We start from the raw sequence: 21672 nt of genomic DNA on the forward strand, positions 1-21672 counted from the left end.
ATAAAATCGGAGGCGAACCCCCACCCGCAGAGACGGAGATTTTCATGGGCCACATCGAGATCCACCGGTCGAGGTCCGAGGCGACCGATCAGTCCCCCACGGCAGGATGCGCCTGCGGCGAGGTCGACGAGGAGCTGCCCGAACTCGACGTCCAGACCATCCCGCACGCGGTGCGTCATGCCGCCGTCTTCGGCGCGATCGAATCGCTGCGCCCCGGCGCCGGCCTGGTGATCTCGGCCACCCACGATCCCGTCCCGCTGCTCGCCCAGTTGAAGGCCAAGCACGGCGCCGCCTTCAGGACCCGCTACCTCGACGAGGGCCCCGAGCACTGGCGCATCCTGGTCCGCAACGCGGCCTGATACGGAGAATGACTGAAGGCCCCCGCTTCGCGAGGGCCTTCGGTCATACGGTGGCAAGTGAGGGATTCGAACCCCCGAAGCTTACGCGGCTGATTTACAGAGAGATGAGGTGCATACAAGCTCCGTAGCTGACACGTACTCGGATCGTCCGCGATCCCTTGAGTCGAGCGGGAAAGGCGGGGCGAGCGTGGTCGCTTCGTCCGCGTCCGTGACATGAATGTTTGCTAGCTACTAGCTAGCGCGCAGCTAGCAGACCCCCTACCCCCGCCGATTCGGTCACGACCCGGCGCCGGCACCCGGTTACCGCCGTGACAGATATGACCTACTCAGAGGATCGGGGGTCGAGTTTCGCCGTACAGAGGGCGCACCAGCTCGCCAAGGTCGATGTCGAACGCCTGCGCGATCCGGAACCAGGTTGCGAGCGTGCCCGTCGTGGCTGCTCTGCCTGGGTTGCGCCGAGGCCGACCCGATTCGAGCGAGACGAGAGTCGCCCGCCCGACACCCGAGCGTGCAGCGAGCTCGTCGTAGCTCCAGCCGCGCGCATGGCGCAGGCGAGCAAGGTGCAGACGCAGCGCGTCGAAGTCGGGTTCTTCGACAGGCGTGACCATCCCCCAAGCTCAGCGCGTCCCTGACTGCGCTACGTTATGGCTAGTCATCACATCTGATGGCTAGCCGCCGAGAGGGATGTCATGACAGCACCGAACACGAGCCCGAAGGACTTCGATGAACCGCACGGGAACCGTTCGGGAACTTCGGCACGGAAAACGCATTGGGTCTGGCTCTCGGTCATAGCTGCCGTGCTAGCCGTGGGGATCGCCGCCTGGATCGCGATCCCCGCAATTGGGCACGCTCAGGCTGTTGCCCGATTCACCGAGATTGTCCGGCAGGACAGCAGCATGCAGGTTCACCCAGACGCGGATCTCTCATCGTCTTACGACGTGAACTGCAAGCTCGTTGCGGAAGGGTGGGATGAAGCCGACGTCATCTTGGCAGCCACCAGATCCTGGCCGGCCGTCGAAGCCACCAGCAAGGTGAGTATGGAGCAGTTCGTCGACAACAAACTCGGATTCTTCAAAGCGGCCCAGGCGACCTGCTGAGCAGGCGTCGTGGGCCCGGAAGCCCTGCGCCATGATGGGGTCATGAACGCAACTCAGCTCGAAGCGCTCGTGATGCAGGCCGTCGATGCCGTTAGAGCGGGCGCCAATCCTGAGGATGACCGGATTGAGTTCAAACGCGCGTGGCCCGGCCCCGAGAAGGCGCGTCAGCTCGCGGCGACGGCGAATCAAGCCCACGGCGACCACATCATCTACGTCATCGGTGTCGATGAGACGGACGGCAGCGTTCACCCCGTCGACGGGGTCGACCCCGCCACGTGGTGGGCGCAGATCGAGTCTCGTTTCGACGAGATCGCGCCTGACCTGGCCTTGCACATTAACGTGTATGTGTCGACTGGGGAGCAGATCGTCGCGCTGCTGTTCCGCACCGATCGCGCTCCGTACGTGGTGAAGTTGCACAACGGCGGCGCGATCGAGCGTGAGGTGCCGATACGTGCGGGCACTCGCACCCGCAGCGCCAAGCGCCACGAGCTCATCCGCATGCTCTATCCGGCGGTGGCTGTGCCGCAGCTGACCATCGTCACAGGCGCTCTGTCGGTTGACTCTCGGGATCCGTATCGGGGTAATGACAGCACCGAGTTCGAGCTCAGTCTGGTTCTCGAGGTGCTGTTTCACCATTCGGGAGCACCCGCCTTCCTACCAAGCTTTGAGGCGTCAGCCGTGGCGCGAAATGGGGATCTGGGCGAGCACTTCCGCGTCTACACGCGTCCGCCTGCGACTTCGGGCCCAGACAGCGCAATTCACCAGCGCTACGACGGCATACGTGTCGCCGAAACCGGGGTGGCCTTTCTGTACGGTGAGCGGCCGCTCAACCCTGACCGTGTTTCGGAATGGCGAAGCATCGGGGAGTGGACAGTCGATCTGCAACTCGGTGTCAGCGGCTCAAGTCGTCCGGCGTCCACAACGATCGTGTTGCCGGGGGTGAGCATTGCACCGCAGCAGGGATCCCGGGAACTGGCGGTGTGGAGGTGGTCAATCCGCGACTGATACCCCACGGGGGTACCATTGACACATGTCAGATGACAAGCAATTGACAACGCGCACACCTCACGCCAACGCGAAGGCAATGCAGAGGGTCGCCGACGCCTGGGCGATGCGTGTGCGGGGCGCAACCTGGGATGAGGTGGCCGAAGCGGTCGGCTACGCGAACGGCCCGAACGCTCTGCGTGCGGTGCGTAACTTCGTGGGCGGCTTGCCGGAGCTGCAGACCTCAGAGCTGCGTTCCCTGTGGCGGGAGCGGATGGAGTTCCTGTGGCCGATCGCGGTGGAGGACGCGAAGTCGGGAAAGCCTGGCGCGATGCGCGCGGCTGTGGCAGTGGCGCAGCGTGCGGCGCAGCTCGACGGGCTCGATCAGCCGCAGCGGGTCGAGGTTTCGGCGGATGCGGGCGAGCTCAGCCAGATGGTGCATGCACTGCTCGCTGCGAAGGGGGCGGGAGCGACCGAGGCCGATATTTTCGACGCGGAGATCGTCGGCGACGGCGAGGGCACCGACGACTGAGCCCCGGCCATGATCGACCGGGGCTCAGTGGGGTTGCTCATTCGGCGACGGGCCAGCCAGCAGCACGCTCGGCTGCCTCCGCTGCGGCGCGTGCCGCGTGGTTCGCTCGGGCCTGCTCGGCGGCGTGGTCGGCCGCGTTGAGCGCCTGGTAGTGCTCACGCAGGCCGTCAGGGAGCGAAGAAGGGGCGCTGCGGCGGGCCTCTTCGCGGTAGCACGACCAGGTGTCCTCGGCGTGCTCCCAGCGCTCTGCTGTCCCCTTGTGGCCGGCGTTGACCAGCTCCGCGAATACGCGCATCCGCTCGCCGAACTGGTGCTCGAAGTGGAGCGCGGATGCCCCGGACAGGGCCTCGATGGCGAGGACGCGCTGCCGCTCGATCTGCGTCGACGCCGGGCGCCGACGGACGATGGCATAGCAGTCACGGCACAGGGGCGCGGCGCTGCCGTCGTTCCACTTCAGCGATGAGAGATGCCAACTGAGTGATGTCGAGACGCCGCAGAACCCGCACGGCCCAGACGTGCAGCCGTGCGGCGTGGTCCGTAGGCGTTCTTCGCGCTCGACCTGGGCGACCGCTGCGGCGAGCTTGCGCGGTTCGTCGTCTTCGAGGTGACCCCATGCCCGCCCGGTCAGTGTGGGCCTGGGCGGGATTCGCCCGATGAACAACGCCCGAACTTCCGGGTCGAAGCTGTTGGCGACGAACCAGCGGCGGTGGATGGCGAGAGGGTATGCCACCGCGACAAGTGCGCGCTCGGCGATCTCCTCGGAGACCGTCCGGCCGGTGATCTGCCGGACGGCTACGGATGCCTGTCCGCAGTCGCTGTGACGCCGGGACCAGCCGAGAAGCTGCGCTTCGCCGAGGTGGCCGCGTTCGACGTCGATCCTGGTGGGGGCAATGGCGTCGTCTCGCTCGCCAGTTCCAGCGGCGACGATCCCGCCGCACACGGCACAGAGTGCCCGTGGGAGTCGGGCTCGGCGCTCAACGAATTCGTCCAGACGCGCGCGTGCTCGGGCGAGCGGCGTGCTGGTGGTCGCGGTGGCTGTGGTTGACATGATTCCTCGATTCAACGGGTGTGCGGGTGTGATGGTGCCGGGGCGGCGCACCCGTAAACGCCGCCCCGGCATGCTCGCGCGTTCGGAGTTCGCGGCGAGCGCCCGGCGCTATTCGCTGCCGGGAGCCTGTCGGGCCGACCAGTCGCGGAGCGTGAACCGGTAGGCGGGCGGATCGCCCTTCGCGGAGGTGCGGAAGAACGAGAAGCTGCCACGCCAGATGCCCCAGTTGATCGCGGCGCCGACGTCTCGCGTCGTGCATCTGAGAGCGGCGGCGAGTGCGTCGCGGGTGACGTGAGCCTGTCCGCGGTGGTCGGCAGCGCGGGCGAGCTCGACCAGAAACTGCAGTTCGAGCTCGGTGGGCGCGTCGTTGCCGTGGAACGTCTCGGTCAGCAGCCGTTGCTCGGCGGCGTACCAGTCGAATGCGGGCTTGCCGCCTGCCAGTTCGTAGGCCTCGGTGATAGCTCGATCCGCCTCTGCCGGCGTGAGGTTGAACGCGCGCGACACATTGTCCTGAAACCCGTATGTCATCGCCGACCCGCCTTCATGCGGTGCAGCAGTTCAGCCCGTGCGGCCGTCCACTTCGCTCGGTCGATGCCGAGGATCCTGGGTGTGACCTGTCGACCGTCGGAGATGCGGAGCACACCACGTGCGACGAGAGTCGACCATGCCCGGGCGGCAGCCTCCCGGCCGACGGTCCGCTGCAGGGCGCGCTGAGGTGGGAGCGTGCTCGCCCCGACCCCGGCATGTTCGATGAGCTGCAGCAGGCGGTCGGCGTTCACGATGGCCGCCGGGACTGCTGGCGCGATCGGCTTCGCGGTGGCAGTAGCAACGTTCGCGCGAGGTCGGCGCCTGGCTTCTGCCGCCCGCCGCCTCTCAGCGTGGCCCTGCGCCACTCTGGCGGCCCAGCGTGCCATCACGTAGCCCTCGGGGCTGCCGGGGCCCGCAGAGGCCGTCAGGGAGGCGCGCAGCGCAGCGGGGATGACGCACGCAGGATGGTTTCCGCCTGCAGCGAGCACGGCGGGCGTCGTCTCGGCCGGGCGACCGCAGCGGCAGCGAATGGTGGTCGTGTTCACAGTGCCGCTCCGTTCTCTGTTGCGCGGAGGGCGAGGTATGCCGGGCATCCGTCGCTGTGCACGACCAGTACGCGGGCGCCGTTCGGTGCGGGCTCGGCGAGCCACACGGCATGGGCGTTGCAGTCCGCGCATGGCGCCTCGACCCCGGTAGGCCGCGGCGAGCGGGTGATGCACTCGGGCGTGATGTCGATCATCGGTGGGTTCCTTCCTTGGCTGCTGTGGTAGCGGTGACTTCACTGCCGGCGGCGTGCACGCTGCTGCGTACCTGAGCTGCGGCCGCGCGCTGAATGAGTGCGGCGCGGGTGTCCGCTTCAAGCTCGGCGATGGCCGCCTCGGCCGCGCCGGGCTCGGTGAAGATGTTCGGGACGCGCAGCGTCAGCGAGCGAAAGAGGTTGCGGTCGTCGCCTGCGAGCGCTCGCAGGCGTTCCTGCAGCGTGAGAGCGTGCGCGAGGTGCTGCTGCCTGCGGGCGAGCACATCGGCGGCGTTGTGATCTTCGTGGGCCTCGGGATCGCCTGCGATCACTCGCGCAGCATCTTCGAGCGCAGCAGCGATGTCGCCCTTCGTGACCACTCGGTGCTCGCCAGCACGCCAGATGCGCGCGCGGCGACTGACGACCATGCCTCCCTCGGAAGCAATGCTGGTGTTGATGTCGCCGCAGTTCTCAAGGATCGCTTCATCACGCAGGTTCGCGGCAGCAATTGCGAGCTGCGCTGCGGCATATCCGATCGCAAGCGCGACATCCACCTCGGTGAACTCTCGGTACATCTCGGGGTCGGTCGCCGGGTCCGCCTCTTGCCACGCTTCGAGGTGCGGGAAGTTGACGAACCAGGTCTCGTCGTCTCGGGTGATCCGGTACTCATTGAGATCGATCCTCATCGTCGTGCCACCTTCCGGAGTCTCCGCATTGCTTCGATCGCGGCGGGGCGCTCGGGCGGCTGCGCACGACCCGAAGCGCTCTGGCGCGTAGGGGCGTTCGCTGACGACTGAGCGCTCTCTGTAGTTGGGAACTCCACTACTGGCCCTTTAGGGCCAGTAGTTCCGTTCCCTTCAGTTCTCTTCATGGCGGGGATGCCCGCCGACTCGCCCGCCAACTCGCCCGCCAACTCGCCCGCCAACTCGCCCGCCAACTCGCCCGCCAACTCGGGCGCGTCAGAGTTGGCGGGGATGCCCGCCGTTCGGTTGGCGGGGATGCCCGCCATTGCCTTGCTCTGGCGGTTGGCGGGGATGCCCGCCACGCCATCGCCCCAGCACAGCCGCCAGCGAGTCGAGCGACCACGCTTCGGCGGCGCCGTCGGGGCGATCAGACCGGCAGCGGCGAGCACGTCGATTGCATTCCGCACATCGCGCTCGGCGATGCCGTGCACATCCTCTGCGAGCTTCGCGCGCCCTGGCCATGCCACGCCTTCGGCGTCGGCGTACTGCGCAAGCGCCACGAGCACGCAGCGGATGCGGTCAGCGCCGATCGCGCGCGTGCCTGTGATGGGTGCGGCGAGCGCCCATCGGGTCGGGTCGGTCGGCATCATGCACCGCGCGAGGTGGCGGCTTCGTTGACGGGTTCGGCCTCGGTGGCGTCGGCGCGCGTGCCGAGCAGCACGACTTCGGGATCGAGCCCGAGGGCTCGGAGTACGTCCGCGCCCCGGACGAAGAACCGCGCTCCGATGCGCTGCACGGGGGCGGGAAACTCGCCGAGCTGGTGGAGCTCATAGGACTTGGCGCGGCTGAGGCCAGCGATCAGCCGGCCAGCGGCAGGGATCGTCATGCGCGCCGGGATGTCGCGCAGCTCACCGAGCGGAACCGTTCGCCCACGTGCTGAGGCGTGATGGATTGTGTTCGTCATGGCAGCAATCGTCTATCACTTGCAACTATCAGATCTAGACCCGTCTTTGATAGTTGCCGTGCGAATCGGGCCTTGCGCCGCGTTGCGTGATAGATCAGACTTATCGCATGACTCGATTTGATCAGGCTCGCGATGCGGTGGCTGCCGCCCGCGGGGACGTGACAGGATTCGAAGCTGGCGCGCGCAAGCGGCTTGTTACCGACGCTGCCCCCGTCCTTTTCGTGCCCTTCACTCGCCCGCTCTCACACTCCGAGCGCTTCAACCTCGACACCCAGCAGCCGCGAGCGGGGGTGACAGTCCGCGATCAGTTGGGCGGAGTCGAGTACGACGTCGTGCTCAATGAGCGAGGTCGACCAACCTATTTCGCCGTGCGTGCCATCAGCGGATCGCTGTCACAGGTTGATGAGTGGTCCCGAGAGCACGTGACGCTGCTCGTTAGCCAATACCTTCGCCGAGAGGAATCCGGCGACATTGAGGCCGATCTACTTCCGCGCGACGCCGCGCAGAGCGCACCGAAGTCACTGCAACCACGGCGGGAGTACATCGCAGAGCTGATCCGCGAGGCTCACGCCGCAGGAGTTAGCCCGCGGCAGGTCGTCAGGGCACAGACGGGCAACACGACGTCCTCTGTCGATCGATGGATAGCGGATGCACGCAGGGTCTACAAGGATCTGCCACAGGCAACGCGTCCAGGTCGAAAGAGCACCACGAAGGGAACCGAGCAATGAGCACCACGACCAGGACAGGCGGCGGCGTCTCGCAGCGCCATGCCGCATGCGACTGTCCCCGAGCCCACACGGCGGGCTGCAGCGGCGAACGCTGCCGCTGCCCACGTGAACACAGCGCAAGGTGCACCCATCGCATCCGCCCCGACCGCAAGACAGCGTGCGGCTGCCCGTGGGCGTACGTCGCGAGTGCCGTGCGCGCCGGCAAGCGAGTTCAGGCGACAGGCAGCGGATACAAGTCACGGTCGGCCGCACTGCGAGCTCGGGCTGAGGCGATCGAGACGCTGCGGAAGGCGCCCGCAGCGGCGAAGCGCGGCGACACGCTCAGTGCATGGCTGACAGCTTGGCTCGCGCGCCGCTCGGAGAGCTCAAACGCGCTGCGCCCGACGTCGCTGCGCGAGTACAAGCGACTGTCCGGCATCATCGTCGAGGCGATCGGAGGGGAGCTGCTGCGCGATGTGACGGCTGACACGCTCGACGACCTGGAGAAGCATCTGCACAAGACGATGCCGGGCAAGGCGACGACACACGCTCGCGCTTTCGCCGTGCTGCAGAGCGCGCTGCGCGATGCCTACCGGCGCGGCCGGATCGCCGACGACCCGACACGGCGCCGTGACCCGGTGCGCGCGCCGAAGACGCGTCGGGCGATGCTGCAGCCGGAGCAGTTCGCGCGTCTCGTTGACTGGCTGAGCAGGAACGGCGAGCGCATGGCGCCGGTGCTGTGGGTTGCAGCGGCGACAGGGCTGCGGCGGGGCGAGCTGGCGGGACTTCGCTGGGTCGATGTCGACCTCGCTGCCGGACGACTGGTTGTGGCGCAGCAGGCCGTACAGGTTGGCTCGAAGGTCATGGTCGGGGCGCCGAAGACGGCGGCAGGAGAAGGCCGTCTGGTGATGCTCGATGCGCGCACGATCGAGGTGCTGCGGGAGGTCGCAGCCACGCAGGCGCTCGAAGCGGCAGCGTGGGGTTCCGACTACCGCAACGACGCCGCGCTCGTGTTCACCGCCGAGGATGGCGCGCCGCTGGTGCCAGATTCGTTGACGCGTGCGCTGCCGAGCGCCATCGCTCGATACAACGCAGCGCTACGAGTTGCGAACCTCGACGCCGATCAGGATGCTGAAGAACTCGCCGGACTGGCGAAGTCGCGCGGCATGGGTGCGCGCAAGCTCGCCGTCATCCGCGCAGACGCGACGCTGCCGGGCGCCGCCCCGCTGCCCGTCGTGACGTTCCACTCGCTGCGGCATCTGCATGCGTCGATCCTGCTCGCATCCGGCCGCGGTCTCGCCGCCGTGCAGCGTCGACTCGGGCACTCATCGATCAGCATTTCGAGCGACCTCTACGGGCATCTGATCGAGTCGGCCGGACGCGCGGACGCCGAGGCTGCAGCAGCGCTCATTCCGACCCGTCAGCGCTGACGAAATGCCCCCTTCTGGGTTCGTCAGCTAGCAACTAGCTAGCGATAGACCCAGACCGGCCCCGCGGACAAAGCAGAAGCCCGGCCGGGATTTTCATCCTGACCGGGCATTTGTGGCAAGTGAGGGATTCGAACCCCCGAAGCTTACGCGGCTGATTTACAGTCAGCTCCCTTTGGCCGCTCGGGCAACTTGCCAGTGCACCCCCGTCCGGCTTGTCCAGTCAACCGGGGGCGCGAAGATCAAGCATACCTGCCGGAGTCGCCCGGTAAGAAATCGAACGCCGATCCCGCGCGCGCCACGCGGTCCCATCATCGCGAATCCCCGCTCCCGTCGCAGAAATCGTCGCCGCCACCGTCGGAAAGCGACGGAAAGCGCGACGGGAACGAGAAGGTCAACTGCCGAAGACGCCGCGCTCCGACTCGGCCAGCGACTCGGGGGTGCGCAGCAGGCCCCCCTCCGCGCGGACGGTCGCGGCGGCGATCAGCATCGCGCGATCGAGGAGCGCCTGCCATTCCTCGGCCGACGACGGATGCCCGTCGACGAGCCCCTCGGCGACCCCCGCCAGCGTGGCGTCGCCCGCACCTACGGTGTCGACGACACGGCCGGGCAGCGCGGCGATCGGGGCGGTGAGCTCACCGGCATCCGTCTCCAGGACCGCACCGTCCGCGCCCGCCGTGGCCAGCACCGCGTCCACGCCCAGATCGCGCAGCCGCCGGCGCAGGGCGTCCAGGTCGCCGGCGTACAGCAGCGCGGCGTCGTCGGCTCCCACCTTCACGAGCTCGGATCGCGCGGCGAGCGTCTCGAAACCGCGCACGAACTCCGCGCGGTCGTGCAGCATGCCCGCGCGCGGGTTCGGGTCGATCACCAGGCGCGCCTCGCCGACGGCATCCGCCAGCGACCGGACCTCGGCCTCGACGTCGAACGGGAAGCAGCTCACGGCGACCAGCGCCGCCGCGGCGATCGCATCGCGGGCGGCATCGGAATAGCGGATGCTGCGCCGCTGCGCGGCCTCGTTGAACATGTACTCGGGCTCGCCGTTCGCCGCGCGCTGCACGATCGCGCGCGACGAGCCGTACGCCGACGGGCTCTCGACGAGTGCCACATCGTGGTCTGCGAGGTACTCGCGGATGTGATCGCCCGCGGCATCCGCCCCCACCATCGCGATCAGCGTCGCCGGCACGCCGAGCCGGCGCAGCCCGACCGCGACGTTCAAGGCGGCACCGCCGACCAGCTCGCGGACGCCCGAAGCGTCCCGGATCTCGTCGATCAGCGCGTCGCCGATGACGACGACCCCACGGTGTTCAGTGCTCACGTGGCGAGACTACCGCGCGGGACGGCAGTGCATCCGCCGCATGAACGGCATCCGGCCGCGCGCACCGGACGGCGCGGCGCGCTCCCCCGGGCACCCGCCGGTCCTACCCTGTGGTCATGAAGCTCCGCGACGGCGCGGCGGCCGCGCTCATCCTCGCAGGCATCGTGATCCTCGCGGCCTGCACGCCCTCCGCTGACGAGGCCACGCCGTCCGGCAGCGCGAAGCCGTCGGCATCCGCGTCCTCAGACCCGGGGCCGACGAAAGACCCGTCGACGAAGCCGACGCCCGCTCCCACCTCGACCGTCAAGGCGATCGCCCTGCCGAAGGACTGCAAGGCGATCCTCTCCGAGGACGTGCTCGCGCAGCTGAAGGACGTGCCGCTGAACGACCCCGCCTTCGGCGAGAGCGGCATTCTCGAGAACGGCACGCTGGTGTGCATCTGGGGCTCACCGCAGGCCGACACCACCGGCCTCACGACGCGGATCGAGCGGATGCCCCGCGGCAAGGCCCTCGACATGCTCAACGCCCTCGCCGACACCGAGGGCTACTCGTGCTTCACACCCTCTGGCGGCACCCGGTGCGAGAAGACCTGGCAGAACGAGAAGTACCCCGTCACGGACGGGCGCACCCTGTTCTGGCGCGACGACGTGATGATCGACACGCGCTACTCCAACCTCGCACCGAAGGGCTACACGTCCGCGATCGTGAAGGCGATCTGGGGCTGACGTCCGCCGGGAACGGGAAAGGCCCCGGCCCTCCGAAGAGGGGCCGGGGCCTTTCACGTCAGCACTCAGTTGTGTTCGCGACTTCGTCGCTCGACAACTTCAATCGGCTCGGCCGGACGAGCAAGCTCGCCGGCTCTCGCCTCAATCAGTTGTAGGTACCGGGCGTGATGTCGTCGGTCGAGAACGCGTCGAAGTCGACGTAGCCGAAGTCGCCGTCGGCGTACGCACCGTCGGATGCGAAGATCCGGTTCGGGTAGCGCTCGCTCTTGGCCTCCTCGGTCGCCTCGACCGTGATGTTGCGGTACTTCGACAGACCGGTTCCGGCCGGGATGAGCTTACCGATGATGACGTTCTCCTTGAGACCGACCAGCGGGTCGCGCTTGCCCTCCATGGCGGCCTGCGTGAGCACGCGGGTCGTCTCCTGGAAGGACGCGGCCGACAGCCACGACTCGGTCGCGAGGGACGCCTTGGTGATACCCATCAGCTCCGGGCGGCCGGACGCGGGGCGCTTGCCCTCGGACACGGCCTCGCGGTTGATCTGCTGGTAGCGCTTCAGGTCGACCATCTCACCGGGGAGCAGCGCGGTGTCGCCGTGGTCGACCACGGTGACCTTGCGCAGCATCTGGCGCACGATGACCTCGATGTGCTTGTCGTGGATCGGCACACCCTGCGAGCGGTACACGCCCTGCACGCCGCCGACGAGGTACTTCTGCACCTCGCGGGCACCCATGACACGCATGACCTCCTTGGGGTCGAGCGTGCCGACCTGCAGGGGCTGACCGACCGTGACGTGCTGGCCGTCCTCGACGAGAAGCGTCGCACGCTTCAGCACCGGGTAGACCACTTCCTCGTCACCGTTGTCGGGCGTGAGGATGACCTTCTTGGCCTTCTCGTTCTCCTCGATCGTGATGCGGCCGTCGGCCTCGGCGATCGGGGATGCGCCCTTCGGCGTACGAGCCTCGAAGAGCTCCTGCACACGCGGCAGACCCTGGGTGATGTCACCCGCGGATGCCAGGTGGAAGGTACGCATCGTCAGCTGGGTACCGGGCTCACCGATCGACTGGGCCGCGATGATGCCCACGGCCTCACCGATGTCCACCGTCTTGCCGGTGGCCAGCGAGCGGCCGTAGCACTGCGCGCAGACACCGACGGCCGAGTCGCAGGTCAGCACGGAGCGGACCTTGATCGTCTCGACACCGGCCGCGACGAGCTTGTCGATGAGCACGTCGCCGACGTCCTCACCGGCGGTGGCGAGAACCTCGCCGGCCTCGTTCACTGCGTCGGATGCCAGGGTGCGGGCGAACACGGAGTTCTCCACGTTGGCCTCGCGGACCAGCTCACCGGCGGCGTTGCGGACAGCGATCGGAAGCTCCAGGCCCTTCGACGTGCCGCAGTCGTCCTCACGGATGATGACGTCCTGCGAGACGTCCACCAGACGACGGGTCAGGTAACCCGAGTCGGCGGTGCGCAGAGCGGTGTCGGCCAGACCCTTACGGGTACCGTGCGTCGCGATGAAGTACTCCGCCACCGACAGACCCTCGCGGTACGAGGAGATGATCGGACGCGGGATGAGCTCACCCTTCGGGTTGTTCACCAGACCGCGCATACCGGCGATGTTACGGATCTGCAGCCAGTTACCACGGGCGCCCGAGGTCACCATGCGGTTGATGGTGTTGTCCTCCGGGAAGTGCGCCATCATGGCGGCCTGGACCTCGTCGGTCGCCGACGTCCAGATCTGGATCAGCTCGCGACGACGCTCGGCATCCGTGATCAGACCACGGTCGTACTGACCCTGGACCTTCTCGGCCTGCTTCTCGTAGCCCGCGACGATCTCGCCCTTGTTCGGCGGGGTGACGACGTCGCTGAGCGCGACGGTCACACCGGAACGGGTCGCCCAGTGGAAACCGGCATCCTTGATGCGGTCCAGCGACGCGGCGGTCTCGACCTTGGGGTACTCCTCGGCGAGCTTGTTGACGATCTGCGACAGCTTGCCCTTGTCGGCGACGCCGCGCACGAAGGGGTACCCCTTCGGCAGGGCGTCGTTGAAGATCGCCTGGCCGAGCGAGGCGTCCACGAGGCCGTGGCGCTCGTAGCCCTCGGGAGCCTCGCCCTCGAGGAAGGTCAGACCCGGGATGCGGATGCGGACCTTCGCCTGCAGGTCGAGGGTGCCCTCGTCGTTGGCGAGGATCGCCTCGCCCACCGAGCCGAACGCACGACCCTCACCGGCAGCGCCCTCCTTGACCGTGGTCAGGTGGTGCAGACCGATGATCATGTCCTGCGAGGGCAGGGTGACCGGACGGCCGTCCGACGGCTTGAGGATGTTGTTCGAGGCGAGCATCAGCACGCGGGCCTCGGCCTGGGCCTCGACCGACAGCGGCAGGTGGACTGCCATCTGGTCGCCGTCGAAGTCGGCGTTGAACGCCGCGCACACCAGCGGGTGCAGCTGGATGGCCTTGCCCTCGACGAGCTGCGGCTCGAAGGCCTGGATGCCCAGGCGGTGCAGGGTGGGGGCGCGGTTCAGCAGCACGGGACGCTCGCGGATGATCTCCTCGAGCACGTCCCACACCTCGGGACGGGTGCGCTCGACGGCGCGCTTGGCGGCCTTGATGTTCTGCGAGTGACCGAGGTCGATCAGGCGCTTGATCACGAACGGCTTGAACAACTCCAGGGCCATCTGCTTGGGCAGACCGCACTGGTGCAGCTTGAGCTGCGGACCGACGATGATGACCGAACGGCCCGAGTAGTCCACGCGCTTGCCGAGCAGGTTCTGGCGGAAGCGACCCTGCTTGCCCTTCAGCATGTCGCTGAGGGACTTCAGGGCGCGGTTGCCGGTACCGGTGACGGGGCGTCCGCGACGGCCGTTGTCGAACAGCGCGTCGACGGCCTCCTGCAGCATCCGCTTCTCGTTGTTGACGATGATCTCGGGGGCACCGAGGTCGATCAGACGACGAAGACGGTTGTTGCGGTTGATCACGCGACGGTACAGGTCGTTCAGGTCGGAGGTCGCGAAGCGGCCACCGTCCAGCTGCACCATCGGGCGCAGCTCCGGCGGGATCACCGGGACGACGTCCAGCACCATGGCGGCCGGGCTCATGCCCGTCTCCAGGAACGAGCTCACGACCTTCAGGCGCTTGATCGCGCGGATCTTGCGCTGACCCTTGCCCTCGGAGATCTGCAGGCGCAGGTTCTCGGCCTCGCCCTGCAGGTCGAAGGTCTCCAGACGGCGCTTGATCGACTCGGCGCCCATGTGGGCCTCGAAGTACTGACCGAAGCGGTCCTGCAGCTCGTGGAACACGTCGTCCTCGGGGCGCAGTGCGCCCACCTCGAGCGTGCGGAAGTCCTCCCACACGCGCTCGAGCTTGGCGATGGCCTCGTCGGCACCCTTGCGGGTGAGGGCCATCTCCTTCTCGGCGGCGTCCTTGACCTTCTTCTTGGCGTCGGCCTTGGCACCCTCCGCCTCCAGGGCGGCGAGCTCCTCCTCCAGCTTGGCCATGCGCTCCGCGATCTTGGCATCGCGGCGGTCGCCCAGCGTCTTCAGCTCGAGGCGGATGTTGTTCTCCTGCGTGGCGAGGTCGCGGTGACGAGCATCCTCGTCGACCGAGATCACCATGTAGGCGGCGAAGTAGATGACCTTCTCGAGGTCCTTCGGCGCCATGTCGAGCAGGTAGCCCAGGCGCGAGGGCACGCCCTTGAAGTACCAGATGTGCGTCACGGGGGCGGCGAGCTCGATGTGGCCCATGCGCTCACGGCGGACGGAGGACTTGGTGACCTCCACGCCGCAGCGCTCGCACACGATGCCCTTGAAGCGGACGCGCTTGTACTTGCCGCAGGCGCACTCCCAGTCGCGGGAGGGTCCGAAGATCTGCTCGCCGAAGAGGCCGTCCTTCTCGGGCTTCAGCGTGCGGTAGTTGATCGTCTCGGGCTTCTTGACCTCGCCGTAGGACCATCCGCGGATGTCGTCAGCGGTCGCGAGGCCGATTCGAAGCTCATCGAAAGTTGTTGCGTCGAGCACTTGTTCTCCTGTGTAGAAAAAATCTGTCGCTTGTCGAAGGTCCGAGATCAGATCTCGTCGATCGATGCGGCTTCGAAACGGCTGGAGATGTTGATGCCGAGCTCCTCCGCCGCGCGGAAGGCCTCGTCATCGGTGTCGCGGAGGTTGACCGCGGTGCCGTCGGCCGAGAGCACCTCGACGTTCAGGCAGAGCGACTGCATCTCCTTCATGAGCACCTTGAAGGACTCGGGGATGCCGGGCTCCTGGATGTTCTCGCCCTTGACGATGGCCTCGTACACCTTGACGCGGCCGAGGATGTCGTCGGACTTGATCGTGAGGAGCTCCTGCAGCGCGTACGCGGCGCCGTAGGCCTCGAGGGCCCACACCTCCATCTCACCGAAGCGCTGGCCACCGAACTGCGCCTTACCACCGAGCGGCTGCTGGGTGATCATCGAGTACGGGCCCGTGGAGCGCGCGTGGATCTTGTCGTCCACGAGGTGGTGCAGCTTCAGGATGTACATGTAGCCGACCGAGACCGGAGCCGGGAACGGGTCGCCGGAGCGGCCGTCGAACAGCTGGGTCTTGCCGGAGCGGTCGATCAGGCGGACGCCGTCGCGGGTCTCGAGGGTCGAGTCCAGCAGACCTGCGATCTCCTCCTCGCTGGCACCGTCGAACACCGGGGTCGCGACCTTGGTGTTCGGGGCGACGTCGCGGGCGTCGTCGGCGAGCTTGACGGCCCACTCGGGGTTGCCCTCGACCTTCCAGCCCGTCTTGGCGATCCATCCGAGGTGGGTCTCGAGCACCTGGCCGAAGTTCATTCGACCCGGGATGCCGAGCGGGTTCAGGACCACGTCGACCGGGGTTCCGTCGGAGAGGAACGGCATGTCCTCGACCGGCAGGATCTTCGCGATGACACCCTTGTTGCCGTGGCGGCCGGCGAGCTTGTCGCCCTCGGTGATCTTGCGCTTCTGGGCGATGTAGACCACGACGCGGCGGTTGACGCCCGAGCCCAGCTCGTCGTCGCCCTCCTCGGCGTTGAACTCCTTGACGGCGATGATCGTGCCCTGCTCACCGTGCGGCACCTTCAGTGAGGTGTCACGGACCTCGCGGCTCTTCTCGTTGAAGATCGCGCGGAGCAGGCGCTCCTCGGCCGACAGCTCGGTCTCGCCCTTCGGCGTGACCTTGCCGACCAGGATGTCGCCGGGGCGGACCTCGGCGCCGATGCGGATGATGCCGCGCTCGTCGAGGTCCTTCAGCAGCTCGGGGCTGACGTTGGGGAGGTCACGGGTGATCTCCTCCTTGCCCAGCTTGGTGTCGCGGGCGTCGACCTCGTACTCCTCGATGTGGATCGACGAGAGGGTGTCCTCCTTCACCAGGTCCTGGCTCAGGATGATGGCGTCCTCGAAGTTGTGACCCTCCCACGGCATGAACGCGACGAGCAGGTTCTTGCCGAGCGCGAGCTCGCCGTTGTCGGTGGCGGGACCGTCGGCGATGACCTCGCCGACCTCGACGCGCTCACCGGCGTTGACGATCACGCGCTGGTTGTAGGACGTGCCCTGGTTCGAGCGGTCGAACTTGCGCAGGTGGTACTCCTGCGTGCCGCCCTCGTCGAGCATGACCACGACGCGGTCCGCGGAGACCTCGCTGACCACACCGGCCTTCAGCGCGGTGACGACGTCACCGGCGTCGATGGCGGTGTAGCCCTCCATACCGGTGCCGACGAGCGGCGAGTCGGAACGGAGCAGCGGCACGGCCTGACGCTGCATGTTGGCACCCATGAGGGCGCGCTGGGCGTCGTCGTGCTCGAGGAACGGCACCAGCGAGGTCGCGACCGACACCATCTGGCGCGGCGAGACGTCGATGTAGCCGATCTCCTCGGGCAGGAACAGGTCGACCTCACCCGATCCGCCGCGGGGGCGGGCCAGCACGTGGCTCTCGGTGAAGCGGCCGTCCTTGGTGAGGGGCGCGTTCGCCTGGGCGATGTTGAAGTCGGCCTCCTCCGCAGCGGTGAGGTAGTCGATCTGGTCGGTGACCCGGCCGTCCTCGACCTTGCGGTACGGGGTCTCGATGAAACCGAAGGAGTTGATGCGCGCGAACGTGGCGAGCGCACCGATCAGGCCGATGTTCGGGCCTTCAGGGGTCTCGATCGGGCACATGCGGCCGTAGTGCGACGGGTGGACGTCACGGACCTCGACGCCGGCGCGGTCGCGGCTCAGACCACCGGGGCCGAGGGCCGAGAGGCGGCGCTTGTTGGTCAGACCCGCGAGCGGGTTGTTCTGGTCCATGAACTGCGACAGCTGCGAAGTGCCGAAGAACTCCTTGATCGCGGCCACGACGGGACGCACGTTGATCAGGGTCTGCGGGGTGATCGCCTCGATGTCCTGCGTGGTCATGCGCTCGCGGACGACGCGCTCCATGCGGGACAGACCGGTGCGGACCTGGTTCTGGATCAGCTCGCCCACCGCGCGGATGCGACGGTTGCCGAAGTTGTCGATGTCGTCGACCGCGATGCGGATCTCGGCCTTCTTGCCCGAGCGGATGCCCTCGAAGGACTCGTCGCCGCGGTGCAGACGCACCAGGTACTTGATCGTCGCGACGATGTCCTCGACGGTCAGCACCGAGTCGGTGAGCGAACCCGCCAGGCCCAGCTTCTGGTTGATCTTGTAGCGACCCACCTTGGCCAGGTCGTAGCGCTTCGGGTTGAAGTAGAAGTTGTCCAGCAGCGCGCGGGCGGCCTCGGCGGCGACCTGCTCGCCCGGACGGAGCTTGCGGTAGATGTCGCGGAGCGCGTCCTCCTTGGTGAGGATGGTGTCCTTCGCGAGCGTCTCCTCGATGGAGGGGAACCCGGCGAACTCGGCGAGGATCTCCTCGCTGGTCATGCCGAGGGCCTTCAGGAAGACCGTGACCGACTGCTTGCGCTTGCGGTCGACGCGCACGCCCACCTGGTCGCGCTTGTCGATCTCGAACTCGAGCCAGGCGCCGCGGCTGGGGATGACGCGAGCGGTGACGATGTCCTTGTCCGAGGTCTTGTCGGGGGTCTTGTCGAAGTAGACACCCGGCGAGCGGACGAGCTGCGAGACGACGACGCGCTCGGAGCCGTTGATGATGAACGTGCCCTTGTCGGTCTGCAGGGGGAAGTCGCCCATGAAGACCGTCTGGGTCTTGATCTCACCCGTGAGGTGGTTCATGAACTCGGCCTCGACGTACAGCGGTGCGGCGTAGGTCTTGCCGCGCTCCTTGCACTCCTCGATCGAGTACTTCTCGGGCTCGAGGTAGGGGTTCGTGAACGAGAGCTGCATGGTCTCGCCGAGGTCCTCGATCGGGGAGATCTCCTCGAAGATCTCACCGAGTCCGGACACCTCGGGGACGTCGCTGCGGCCGGCCTTCTTGGCCTCTGCGACCCGGGCCTTCCAGTCGTCGTTCCCGACGAGCCAGCCGAACGACTCCGTCTGCAGTGCGAGCAGATCGGGAACCGTCAGCGTGTCGGAGATCTTGGCGAACGAGAGGCGGGAGACTCCGCGGCCGTTCTTCTTGGTGGTGGATGTGGATGCGTTGCGAGCAGCAGCCAAGGGAGTAACCTCCGTGAGCCCGGGCAGGGGCTGGTCGATTCCTAGACGTCGGTGGAGTGCACGCTCGAGAACTCAACAATTGCCGACCACCATATGAGGGCATGGAGAAGCGAGCGCAACTACCTACTATAGGCACGAATCGGCGACATGGCAAGCTGAATCCTTGACCAATCGCGAAAGCTGCGGTATTGGCATCCGATCTCCGCTCCTGGTCAGGCGTCGCGGGTAGGGTCGGATGCCATGAAGCGGACGCCGCTGGCACAGCACGCCCCCAACCGCACGCCCTCGGCGTGGAGGACCCTGCTGCGTCTGCTGGGCATCGGCCTGGCCGTCGTGACGGTCTCCGCCGTGGCCGTGGCCGGCTACGTGGTGGTGGATCTCACGCAGCGGGCCCGCGACGATGCCGTGAAGCTGGAGGCCGCTCCGAAGGCCCCGCCGCCCTCTCTCGGCGAGTATGACGGCCCGTTCTCGATGCTGCTGATCGGCACGGACGAGTGCGGCGAGGTGTCGAAGAAGCTGCTCGGCAAGCGCTGCCAGCGCGAGGACGGCGTGCTGAACGACATCAACCTCCTCGTGCACGTGTCGGCGGCGCCGCGGCGCGTGACGGTGGTCTCCCTCCCCCGGGATCTGATGCTGAAGGTGCCGCAGTGCACCCGCAAGGACGGCAGCACGGCGTCCGGCATGCGCAAGGCGCCGATCAACACGGTCTACGCCCATGCCGGGCTGTCCTGCGTCGCCAAGACGGTGTCGGAGCTGAGCGGCATCGACATCGGGTTCGCCGCGAAGCTCAGCTTCGACGGCGTGATGAAGATCACGGATGCCATCGGCGGCGTCGAGGTGTGCATCGGCCCGAAGGGCCTGCACGACAAGAAGTACACCGGGATCGACTGGCCCCCGGGGCCGAGGACCATCAAAGGCTTCGAGGCGCTGCAGTTCATCCGGGTGCGGCACGGGATCGGGAACAACAGCGATCTGTCGCGCATCTCCAACCAGCAGCAGTACATGTCGCGGCTCGCGCGGACGATCCTCAGCAGCGAGACGCTCACCGACATCCCCAAGATGCTTCGCCTGGCCAGCACGATCGTCGACAACGTGCAGGCGAGCGAGGAGCTGGCGGATCCCGTCCGGCTGGCCCAGCTCGCGCTGACGATGAAGGGCGTGCGGTACGACGACTTCCTCTTCCTTCAGCTGCCCACTCTCGACGACCCGGATGCGCCGACGCAGCGTGTGGTGGAGAACACCAGCGCGGCGGAGCCGATGTGGGAGGCGATCAGGAGCGGCGGGTCGATGCAGATCACCGGCGCCGCGAGCAACGGCGGCAGCGCGACGGTCGAGACGCCGACCACCCCGCCGCCCTCGCCGAGCTCCTCCCCGACACCGTCCTCGACTCCCCCGGGCACCACGGTTCTCCCCACCGAGATCACGGGTATCGATCTGAACCAGCAGACCTGCACCGGCAGCCGCTGACGGGCTCGATAGGCTCGTTCCCATGGGACGAGCGCGCGGGAGGGATGCGGAGAATCCACGTGCGCGGCTGGATCACGGCGGCACGGCCGAGATCGCGCCGAGCGAGTTCACCAGCGGCTTCGAGCTGATCGTCGACGGCACGCCGCAGTCGCACGTCGATCTCGAGGATCCCGCACATCTCCACTTCGAGTACATCGTGCGGATGGGTGCGGTGATCGATCAGCTCGGTCCCTCGGCATCCGCACCGCTGAGCGTCGTGCACCTGGGCGCGGGCGCGCTGACCATCCCCCGCTACATCGACGCGACCCGGCCTGGTTCGCGCCAGCAGGTGATCGAGTGGGAGGCGCCGCTGGTCGCGCTCGTGCGAGAGCATCTGCCGCTGCCGCGCGGCGCGGCCATCCGCATCCGCATCGGCGACGCCCGCGAGGGGCTCAAGCGGCTCCCTCCGGCGCTGCACGGGCAGTGCGACCTGGTGGTGTCGGACGTGTTCTCGGGTGCGCAGACCCCTGCGCACCTCACCAGCGTGGAGTTCTACCGCGAGATCTCCGACCTCCTGGCGCCCGCCGGCGTGCTGCTCGTGAACGTCGCCGACGGCCCCGGCCTCGCGTTCGCCCGGCGGCAGGTCGCCACCGCCGCGACGGTGTTCCCCGAGGTGGCGCTGCTCGCCGACACGCAGGTGCTCAAGGGCCGGCGGTTCGGGAACCTCGTGCTCGCGGCATCCGCTCTTCCGCTGCCCACCGACTGGCTGCCGCGGATGCTGGCGGCCGGACCCCACCCGGCCAAGATCGCTCAAGGCGAGGAGGTCGCGGCGTTCGCCCGCGGCGCGGCGATCGTGACGGATGCGGATGCCGTGGCCTCGCCGCGTCCGGACTCGAGTCTGTTCCTGCGCTGAACTCCCCGTTCCGGTCCGCCCGTAGCAGGGCGTGCCTCGCCCCGTTCCCAGGTCGGCGATGCAGACTGGAGAGTGCGCGGAGAGGAGCCAGCAGTCGTGAATTTGATCCAGGGTTACGACCCCGACACCCTTCGTGAGATCGTCAGCGAGCGCGAGTGCATGATGCGGCTCGCCGAGATCGAGAACCAGCGCAGCCTGCCGGTGCTGCTCGAGCGGGTGTGGCTGCTCAAGGTGCTCGACCGCCTCGACGAGGCCCTCGAGACCGCCGAGGAGACCGTGCGCCAGGCGCGCATGGCGGGCACCCGCAAGGACCTGCTGCGGGCGCGCGTGCTGCACGCCACCGTGCTGCAGCACCGCGGTGCGCATGCCGCCGCCGCACTGGAGCTCGCGCACAGCGCGAGCGAGGCGGAGGGTCAGGGCTGGATCGGCATCGCGGCCTTCGCCCACCAGCACCACGGCAGGAACGCCTACGAGGCACGCGACTTCGAGCAGGCCCGGGAGAGCTTCAAGCGCTCACTGTTCCTGCGTCGCGAAGCCGGTGCCGACGACGCCGAGCTGGAGCAGGCGCTGCGCGCCATCGAAGCCGCGGAGCGCCGCAGCGCCGAGGGCGCCGACGCACTGGTCTGAGGTCAGGGTTCCTGAGCCCGG

General features: G+C 67.7%; 20 protein-coding genes and 1 tRNA gene. 10 read left to right on the top strand and 11 right to left on the bottom strand.

The window, feature by feature from the left end; all coding sequences use genetic code 11:
- Positions 1 to 44 precede the first annotated feature (44 nt).
- Positions 45 to 359 (top strand): DUF2249 domain-containing protein, encoded by a 315-nt coding sequence (locus ACTJJ4_RS07860; protein WP_440942759.1) that lies wholly within the window; start codon positions 45 to 47, stop codon positions 357 to 359.
- Between the two features lie 326 nt (positions 360 to 685).
- On the opposite strand, the gene ACTJJ4_RS07865 is transcribed toward ACTJJ4_RS07860, so the two are convergent.
- On the bottom strand, positions 686 to 967 hold the full coding sequence (locus ACTJJ4_RS07865) for a helix-turn-helix transcriptional regulator (RefSeq protein ID WP_440942760.1): 282 nt from the start codon (positions 965 to 967) through the stop codon (positions 686 to 688).
- Positions 968 to 1048: 81 nt separating this feature from the next.
- Between ACTJJ4_RS07865 and ACTJJ4_RS07870 the strand changes: the two genes are divergently transcribed.
- From ACTJJ4_RS07870 to ACTJJ4_RS07880, 3 genes are read left to right on the top strand one after another with little or no spacing between them, the layout of a single operon-like run.
- Positions 1049 to 1456 carry a hypothetical protein gene (locus ACTJJ4_RS07870; protein ID WP_440942761.1) on the top strand — a complete coding sequence of 136 codons (408 nt, stop codon included), beginning with the start codon at positions 1049 to 1051 and terminating at the stop codon, positions 1454 to 1456.
- 42 nt (positions 1457 to 1498) lie between these two features.
- Complete coding sequence (locus ACTJJ4_RS07875) at positions 1499 to 2461, top strand: AlbA family DNA-binding domain-containing protein (protein ID WP_440942762.1); 963 nt, start codon at positions 1499 to 1501, stop codon at positions 2459 to 2461.
- A 25-nt stretch (positions 2462 to 2486) separates the two neighbouring features.
- Positions 2487 to 2972 carry a hypothetical protein gene (locus ACTJJ4_RS07880; protein ID WP_440942763.1) on the top strand — a complete coding sequence of 162 codons (486 nt, stop codon included), beginning with the start codon at positions 2487 to 2489 and terminating at the stop codon, positions 2970 to 2972.
- Between the two features lie 37 nt (positions 2973 to 3009).
- Here ACTJJ4_RS07880 and ACTJJ4_RS07885 read toward each other — a convergent pair whose 3' ends face one another.
- The 6 genes from ACTJJ4_RS07885 to ACTJJ4_RS07910 form a co-directional block, all read right to left on the bottom strand.
- Positions 3010 to 4020: a hypothetical protein gene (locus tag ACTJJ4_RS07885; RefSeq protein WP_440942764.1), complete on the bottom strand. Its 1011-nt coding sequence runs from the start codon at positions 4018 to 4020 to the stop codon at positions 3010 to 3012.
- Between the two features lie 108 nt (positions 4021 to 4128).
- Positions 4129 to 4548: a hypothetical protein gene (locus tag ACTJJ4_RS07890; RefSeq protein WP_440942765.1), complete on the bottom strand. Its 420-nt coding sequence runs from the start codon at positions 4546 to 4548 to the stop codon at positions 4129 to 4131.
- A 541-nt stretch (positions 4549 to 5089) separates the two neighbouring features.
- The gene (locus ACTJJ4_RS07895) at positions 5090 to 5287 is read right to left on the bottom strand and encodes a hypothetical protein (protein ID WP_440942766.1); all 198 of its coding nucleotides are present in this window, start codon (positions 5285 to 5287) and stop codon (positions 5090 to 5092) included.
- A complete protein-coding gene (locus tag ACTJJ4_RS07900) occupies positions 5284 to 5970 on the bottom strand; it encodes a hypothetical protein (RefSeq protein WP_440942767.1) in 687 nt (228 codons plus the stop codon). The genes ACTJJ4_RS07895 and ACTJJ4_RS07900 overlap by 4 nt, the downstream gene beginning before the upstream one ends.
- Entirely contained in the window at positions 5967 to 6617 is a 651-nt protein-coding gene (locus ACTJJ4_RS07905) for a hypothetical protein (RefSeq protein WP_440942768.1), read from the bottom strand. The genes ACTJJ4_RS07900 and ACTJJ4_RS07905 overlap by 4 nt, the downstream gene beginning before the upstream one ends.
- The gene (locus ACTJJ4_RS07910) at positions 6614 to 6931 is read right to left on the bottom strand and encodes a hypothetical protein (RefSeq protein WP_440942769.1); all 318 of its coding nucleotides are present in this window, start codon (positions 6929 to 6931) and stop codon (positions 6614 to 6616) included. The genes ACTJJ4_RS07905 and ACTJJ4_RS07910 overlap by 4 nt, the downstream gene beginning before the upstream one ends.
- 107 nt (positions 6932 to 7038) lie before the next feature.
- Between ACTJJ4_RS07910 and ACTJJ4_RS07915 the strand changes: the two genes are divergently transcribed.
- A complete protein-coding gene (locus ACTJJ4_RS07915) occupies positions 7039 to 7659 on the top strand; it encodes a hypothetical protein (protein ID WP_440942770.1) in 621 nt (206 codons plus the stop codon).
- On the top strand, positions 7656 to 9068 hold the full coding sequence (locus tag ACTJJ4_RS07920; RefSeq protein WP_440942771.1) for a tyrosine-type recombinase/integrase: 1413 nt from the start codon (positions 7656 to 7658) through the stop codon (positions 9066 to 9068). The genes ACTJJ4_RS07915 and ACTJJ4_RS07920 overlap by 4 nt, the downstream gene beginning before the upstream one ends.
- A gap of 113 nt (positions 9069 to 9181) precedes the next feature.
- Here the strand turns inward: ACTJJ4_RS07920 and ACTJJ4_RS07925 are convergent.
- Together ACTJJ4_RS07925 and ACTJJ4_RS07930 are read right to left on the bottom strand one after the other, a co-directional pair.
- Positions 9182 to 9262 (bottom strand) — tRNA-Tyr (locus ACTJJ4_RS07925).
- 197 nt (positions 9263 to 9459) lie between these two features.
- Positions 9460 to 10380, bottom strand: a complete 921-nt coding sequence (locus tag ACTJJ4_RS07930) for a PfkB family carbohydrate kinase (protein ID WP_440942772.1) — start codon at positions 10378 to 10380, stop codon at positions 9460 to 9462.
- 116 nt (positions 10381 to 10496) lie between these two features.
- Between ACTJJ4_RS07930 and ACTJJ4_RS07935 the strand changes: the two genes are divergently transcribed.
- Positions 10497 to 11105: a hypothetical protein gene (locus ACTJJ4_RS07935; protein WP_440942773.1), complete on the top strand. Its 609-nt coding sequence runs from the start codon at positions 10497 to 10499 to the stop codon at positions 11103 to 11105.
- A 145-nt stretch (positions 11106 to 11250) separates the two neighbouring features.
- On the opposite strand, the gene rpoC is transcribed toward ACTJJ4_RS07935, so the two are convergent.
- Together rpoC and rpoB are read right to left on the bottom strand one after the other, a co-directional pair.
- Positions 11251 to 15117 (bottom strand): DNA-directed RNA polymerase subunit beta', encoded by a 3867-nt coding sequence (rpoC, locus tag ACTJJ4_RS07940; RefSeq protein ID WP_440942774.1) that lies wholly within the window; start codon positions 15115 to 15117, stop codon positions 11251 to 11253.
- 47 nt (positions 15118 to 15164) lie between these two features.
- Complete coding sequence (gene rpoB, locus ACTJJ4_RS07945; protein WP_285634957.1) at positions 15165 to 18665, bottom strand: DNA-directed RNA polymerase subunit beta; 3501 nt, start codon at positions 18663 to 18665, stop codon at positions 15165 to 15167.
- Between the two features lie 240 nt (positions 18666 to 18905).
- On the opposite strand from rpoB, the gene ACTJJ4_RS07950 reads away from it, so the two are divergent.
- The 3 genes from ACTJJ4_RS07950 (at position 18906) to ACTJJ4_RS07960 (ending at position 21651) form a co-directional block, all read left to right on the top strand.
- Positions 18906 to 20132: an LCP family protein gene (locus ACTJJ4_RS07950; RefSeq protein WP_440942775.1), complete on the top strand. Its 1227-nt coding sequence runs from the start codon at positions 18906 to 18908 to the stop codon at positions 20130 to 20132.
- A gap of 22 nt (positions 20133 to 20154) precedes the next feature.
- On the top strand, positions 20155 to 21024 hold the full coding sequence (locus tag ACTJJ4_RS07955) for a spermidine synthase (RefSeq protein WP_440942776.1): 870 nt from the start codon (positions 20155 to 20157) through the stop codon (positions 21022 to 21024).
- A gap of 96 nt (positions 21025 to 21120) precedes the next feature.
- Positions 21121 to 21651, top strand: coding sequence for a hypothetical protein (locus ACTJJ4_RS07960; RefSeq protein ID WP_440942777.1), 531 nt, complete (start codon positions 21121 to 21123; stop codon positions 21649 to 21651).
- Positions 21652 to 21672 lie beyond the last annotated feature (21 nt).

Source organism: Microbacterium sp. 22195 (genome assembly GCF_052056515.1).
GTDB lineage: Bacteria > Actinomycetota > Actinomycetes > Actinomycetales > Microbacteriaceae > Microbacterium.

Coding starts and splice junctions, on each gene's coding strand:
- ACTJJ4_RS07955 (WP_440942776.1), top strand. CDS start 20,155: ATGGGACGAGCGCGCGGGAGGGATGCGGAGAATCCACGTGCGCGGCTG.
- ACTJJ4_RS07935 (WP_440942773.1), top strand. CDS start 10,497: ATGAAGCTCCGCGACGGCGCGGCGGCCGCGCTCATCCTCGCAGGCATC.
- ACTJJ4_RS07895 (WP_440942766.1), bottom strand. CDS start 5,287: ATGATCGACATCACGCCCGAGTGCATCACCCGCTCGCCGCGGCCTACC.
- ACTJJ4_RS07880 (WP_440942763.1), top strand. CDS start 2,487: ATGTCAGATGACAAGCAATTGACAACGCGCACACCTCACGCCAACGCG.
- ACTJJ4_RS07875 (WP_440942762.1), top strand. CDS start 1,499: ATGAACGCAACTCAGCTCGAAGCGCTCGTGATGCAGGCCGTCGATGCC.
- ACTJJ4_RS07910 (WP_440942769.1), bottom strand. CDS start 6,931: ATGACGAACACAATCCATCACGCCTCAGCACGTGGGCGAACGGTTCCG.
- ACTJJ4_RS07950 (WP_440942775.1), top strand. CDS start 18,906: ATGAAGCGGACGCCGCTGGCACAGCACGCCCCCAACCGCACGCCCTCG.
- ACTJJ4_RS07890 (WP_440942765.1), bottom strand. CDS start 4,548: ATGACATACGGGTTTCAGGACAATGTGTCGCGCGCGTTCAACCTCACG.
- ACTJJ4_RS07915 (WP_440942770.1), top strand. CDS start 7,039: ATGACTCGATTTGATCAGGCTCGCGATGCGGTGGCTGCCGCCCGCGGG.
- ACTJJ4_RS07905 (WP_440942768.1), bottom strand. CDS start 6,617: ATGATGCCGACCGACCCGACCCGATGGGCGCTCGCCGCACCCATCACA.
- ACTJJ4_RS07860 (WP_440942759.1), top strand. CDS start 45: ATGGGCCACATCGAGATCCACCGGTCGAGGTCCGAGGCGACCGATCAG.
- ACTJJ4_RS07865 (WP_440942760.1), bottom strand. CDS start 967: ATGGTCACGCCTGTCGAAGAACCCGACTTCGACGCGCTGCGTCTGCAC.
- ACTJJ4_RS07870 (WP_440942761.1), top strand. CDS start 1,049: ATGACAGCACCGAACACGAGCCCGAAGGACTTCGATGAACCGCACGGG.
- ACTJJ4_RS07885 (WP_440942764.1), bottom strand. CDS start 4,020: ATGTCAACCACAGCCACCGCGACCACCAGCACGCCGCTCGCCCGAGCA.
- ACTJJ4_RS07920 (WP_440942771.1), top strand. CDS start 7,656: ATGAGCACCACGACCAGGACAGGCGGCGGCGTCTCGCAGCGCCATGCC.
- ACTJJ4_RS07900 (WP_440942767.1), bottom strand. CDS start 5,970: ATGAGGATCGATCTCAATGAGTACCGGATCACCCGAGACGACGAGACC.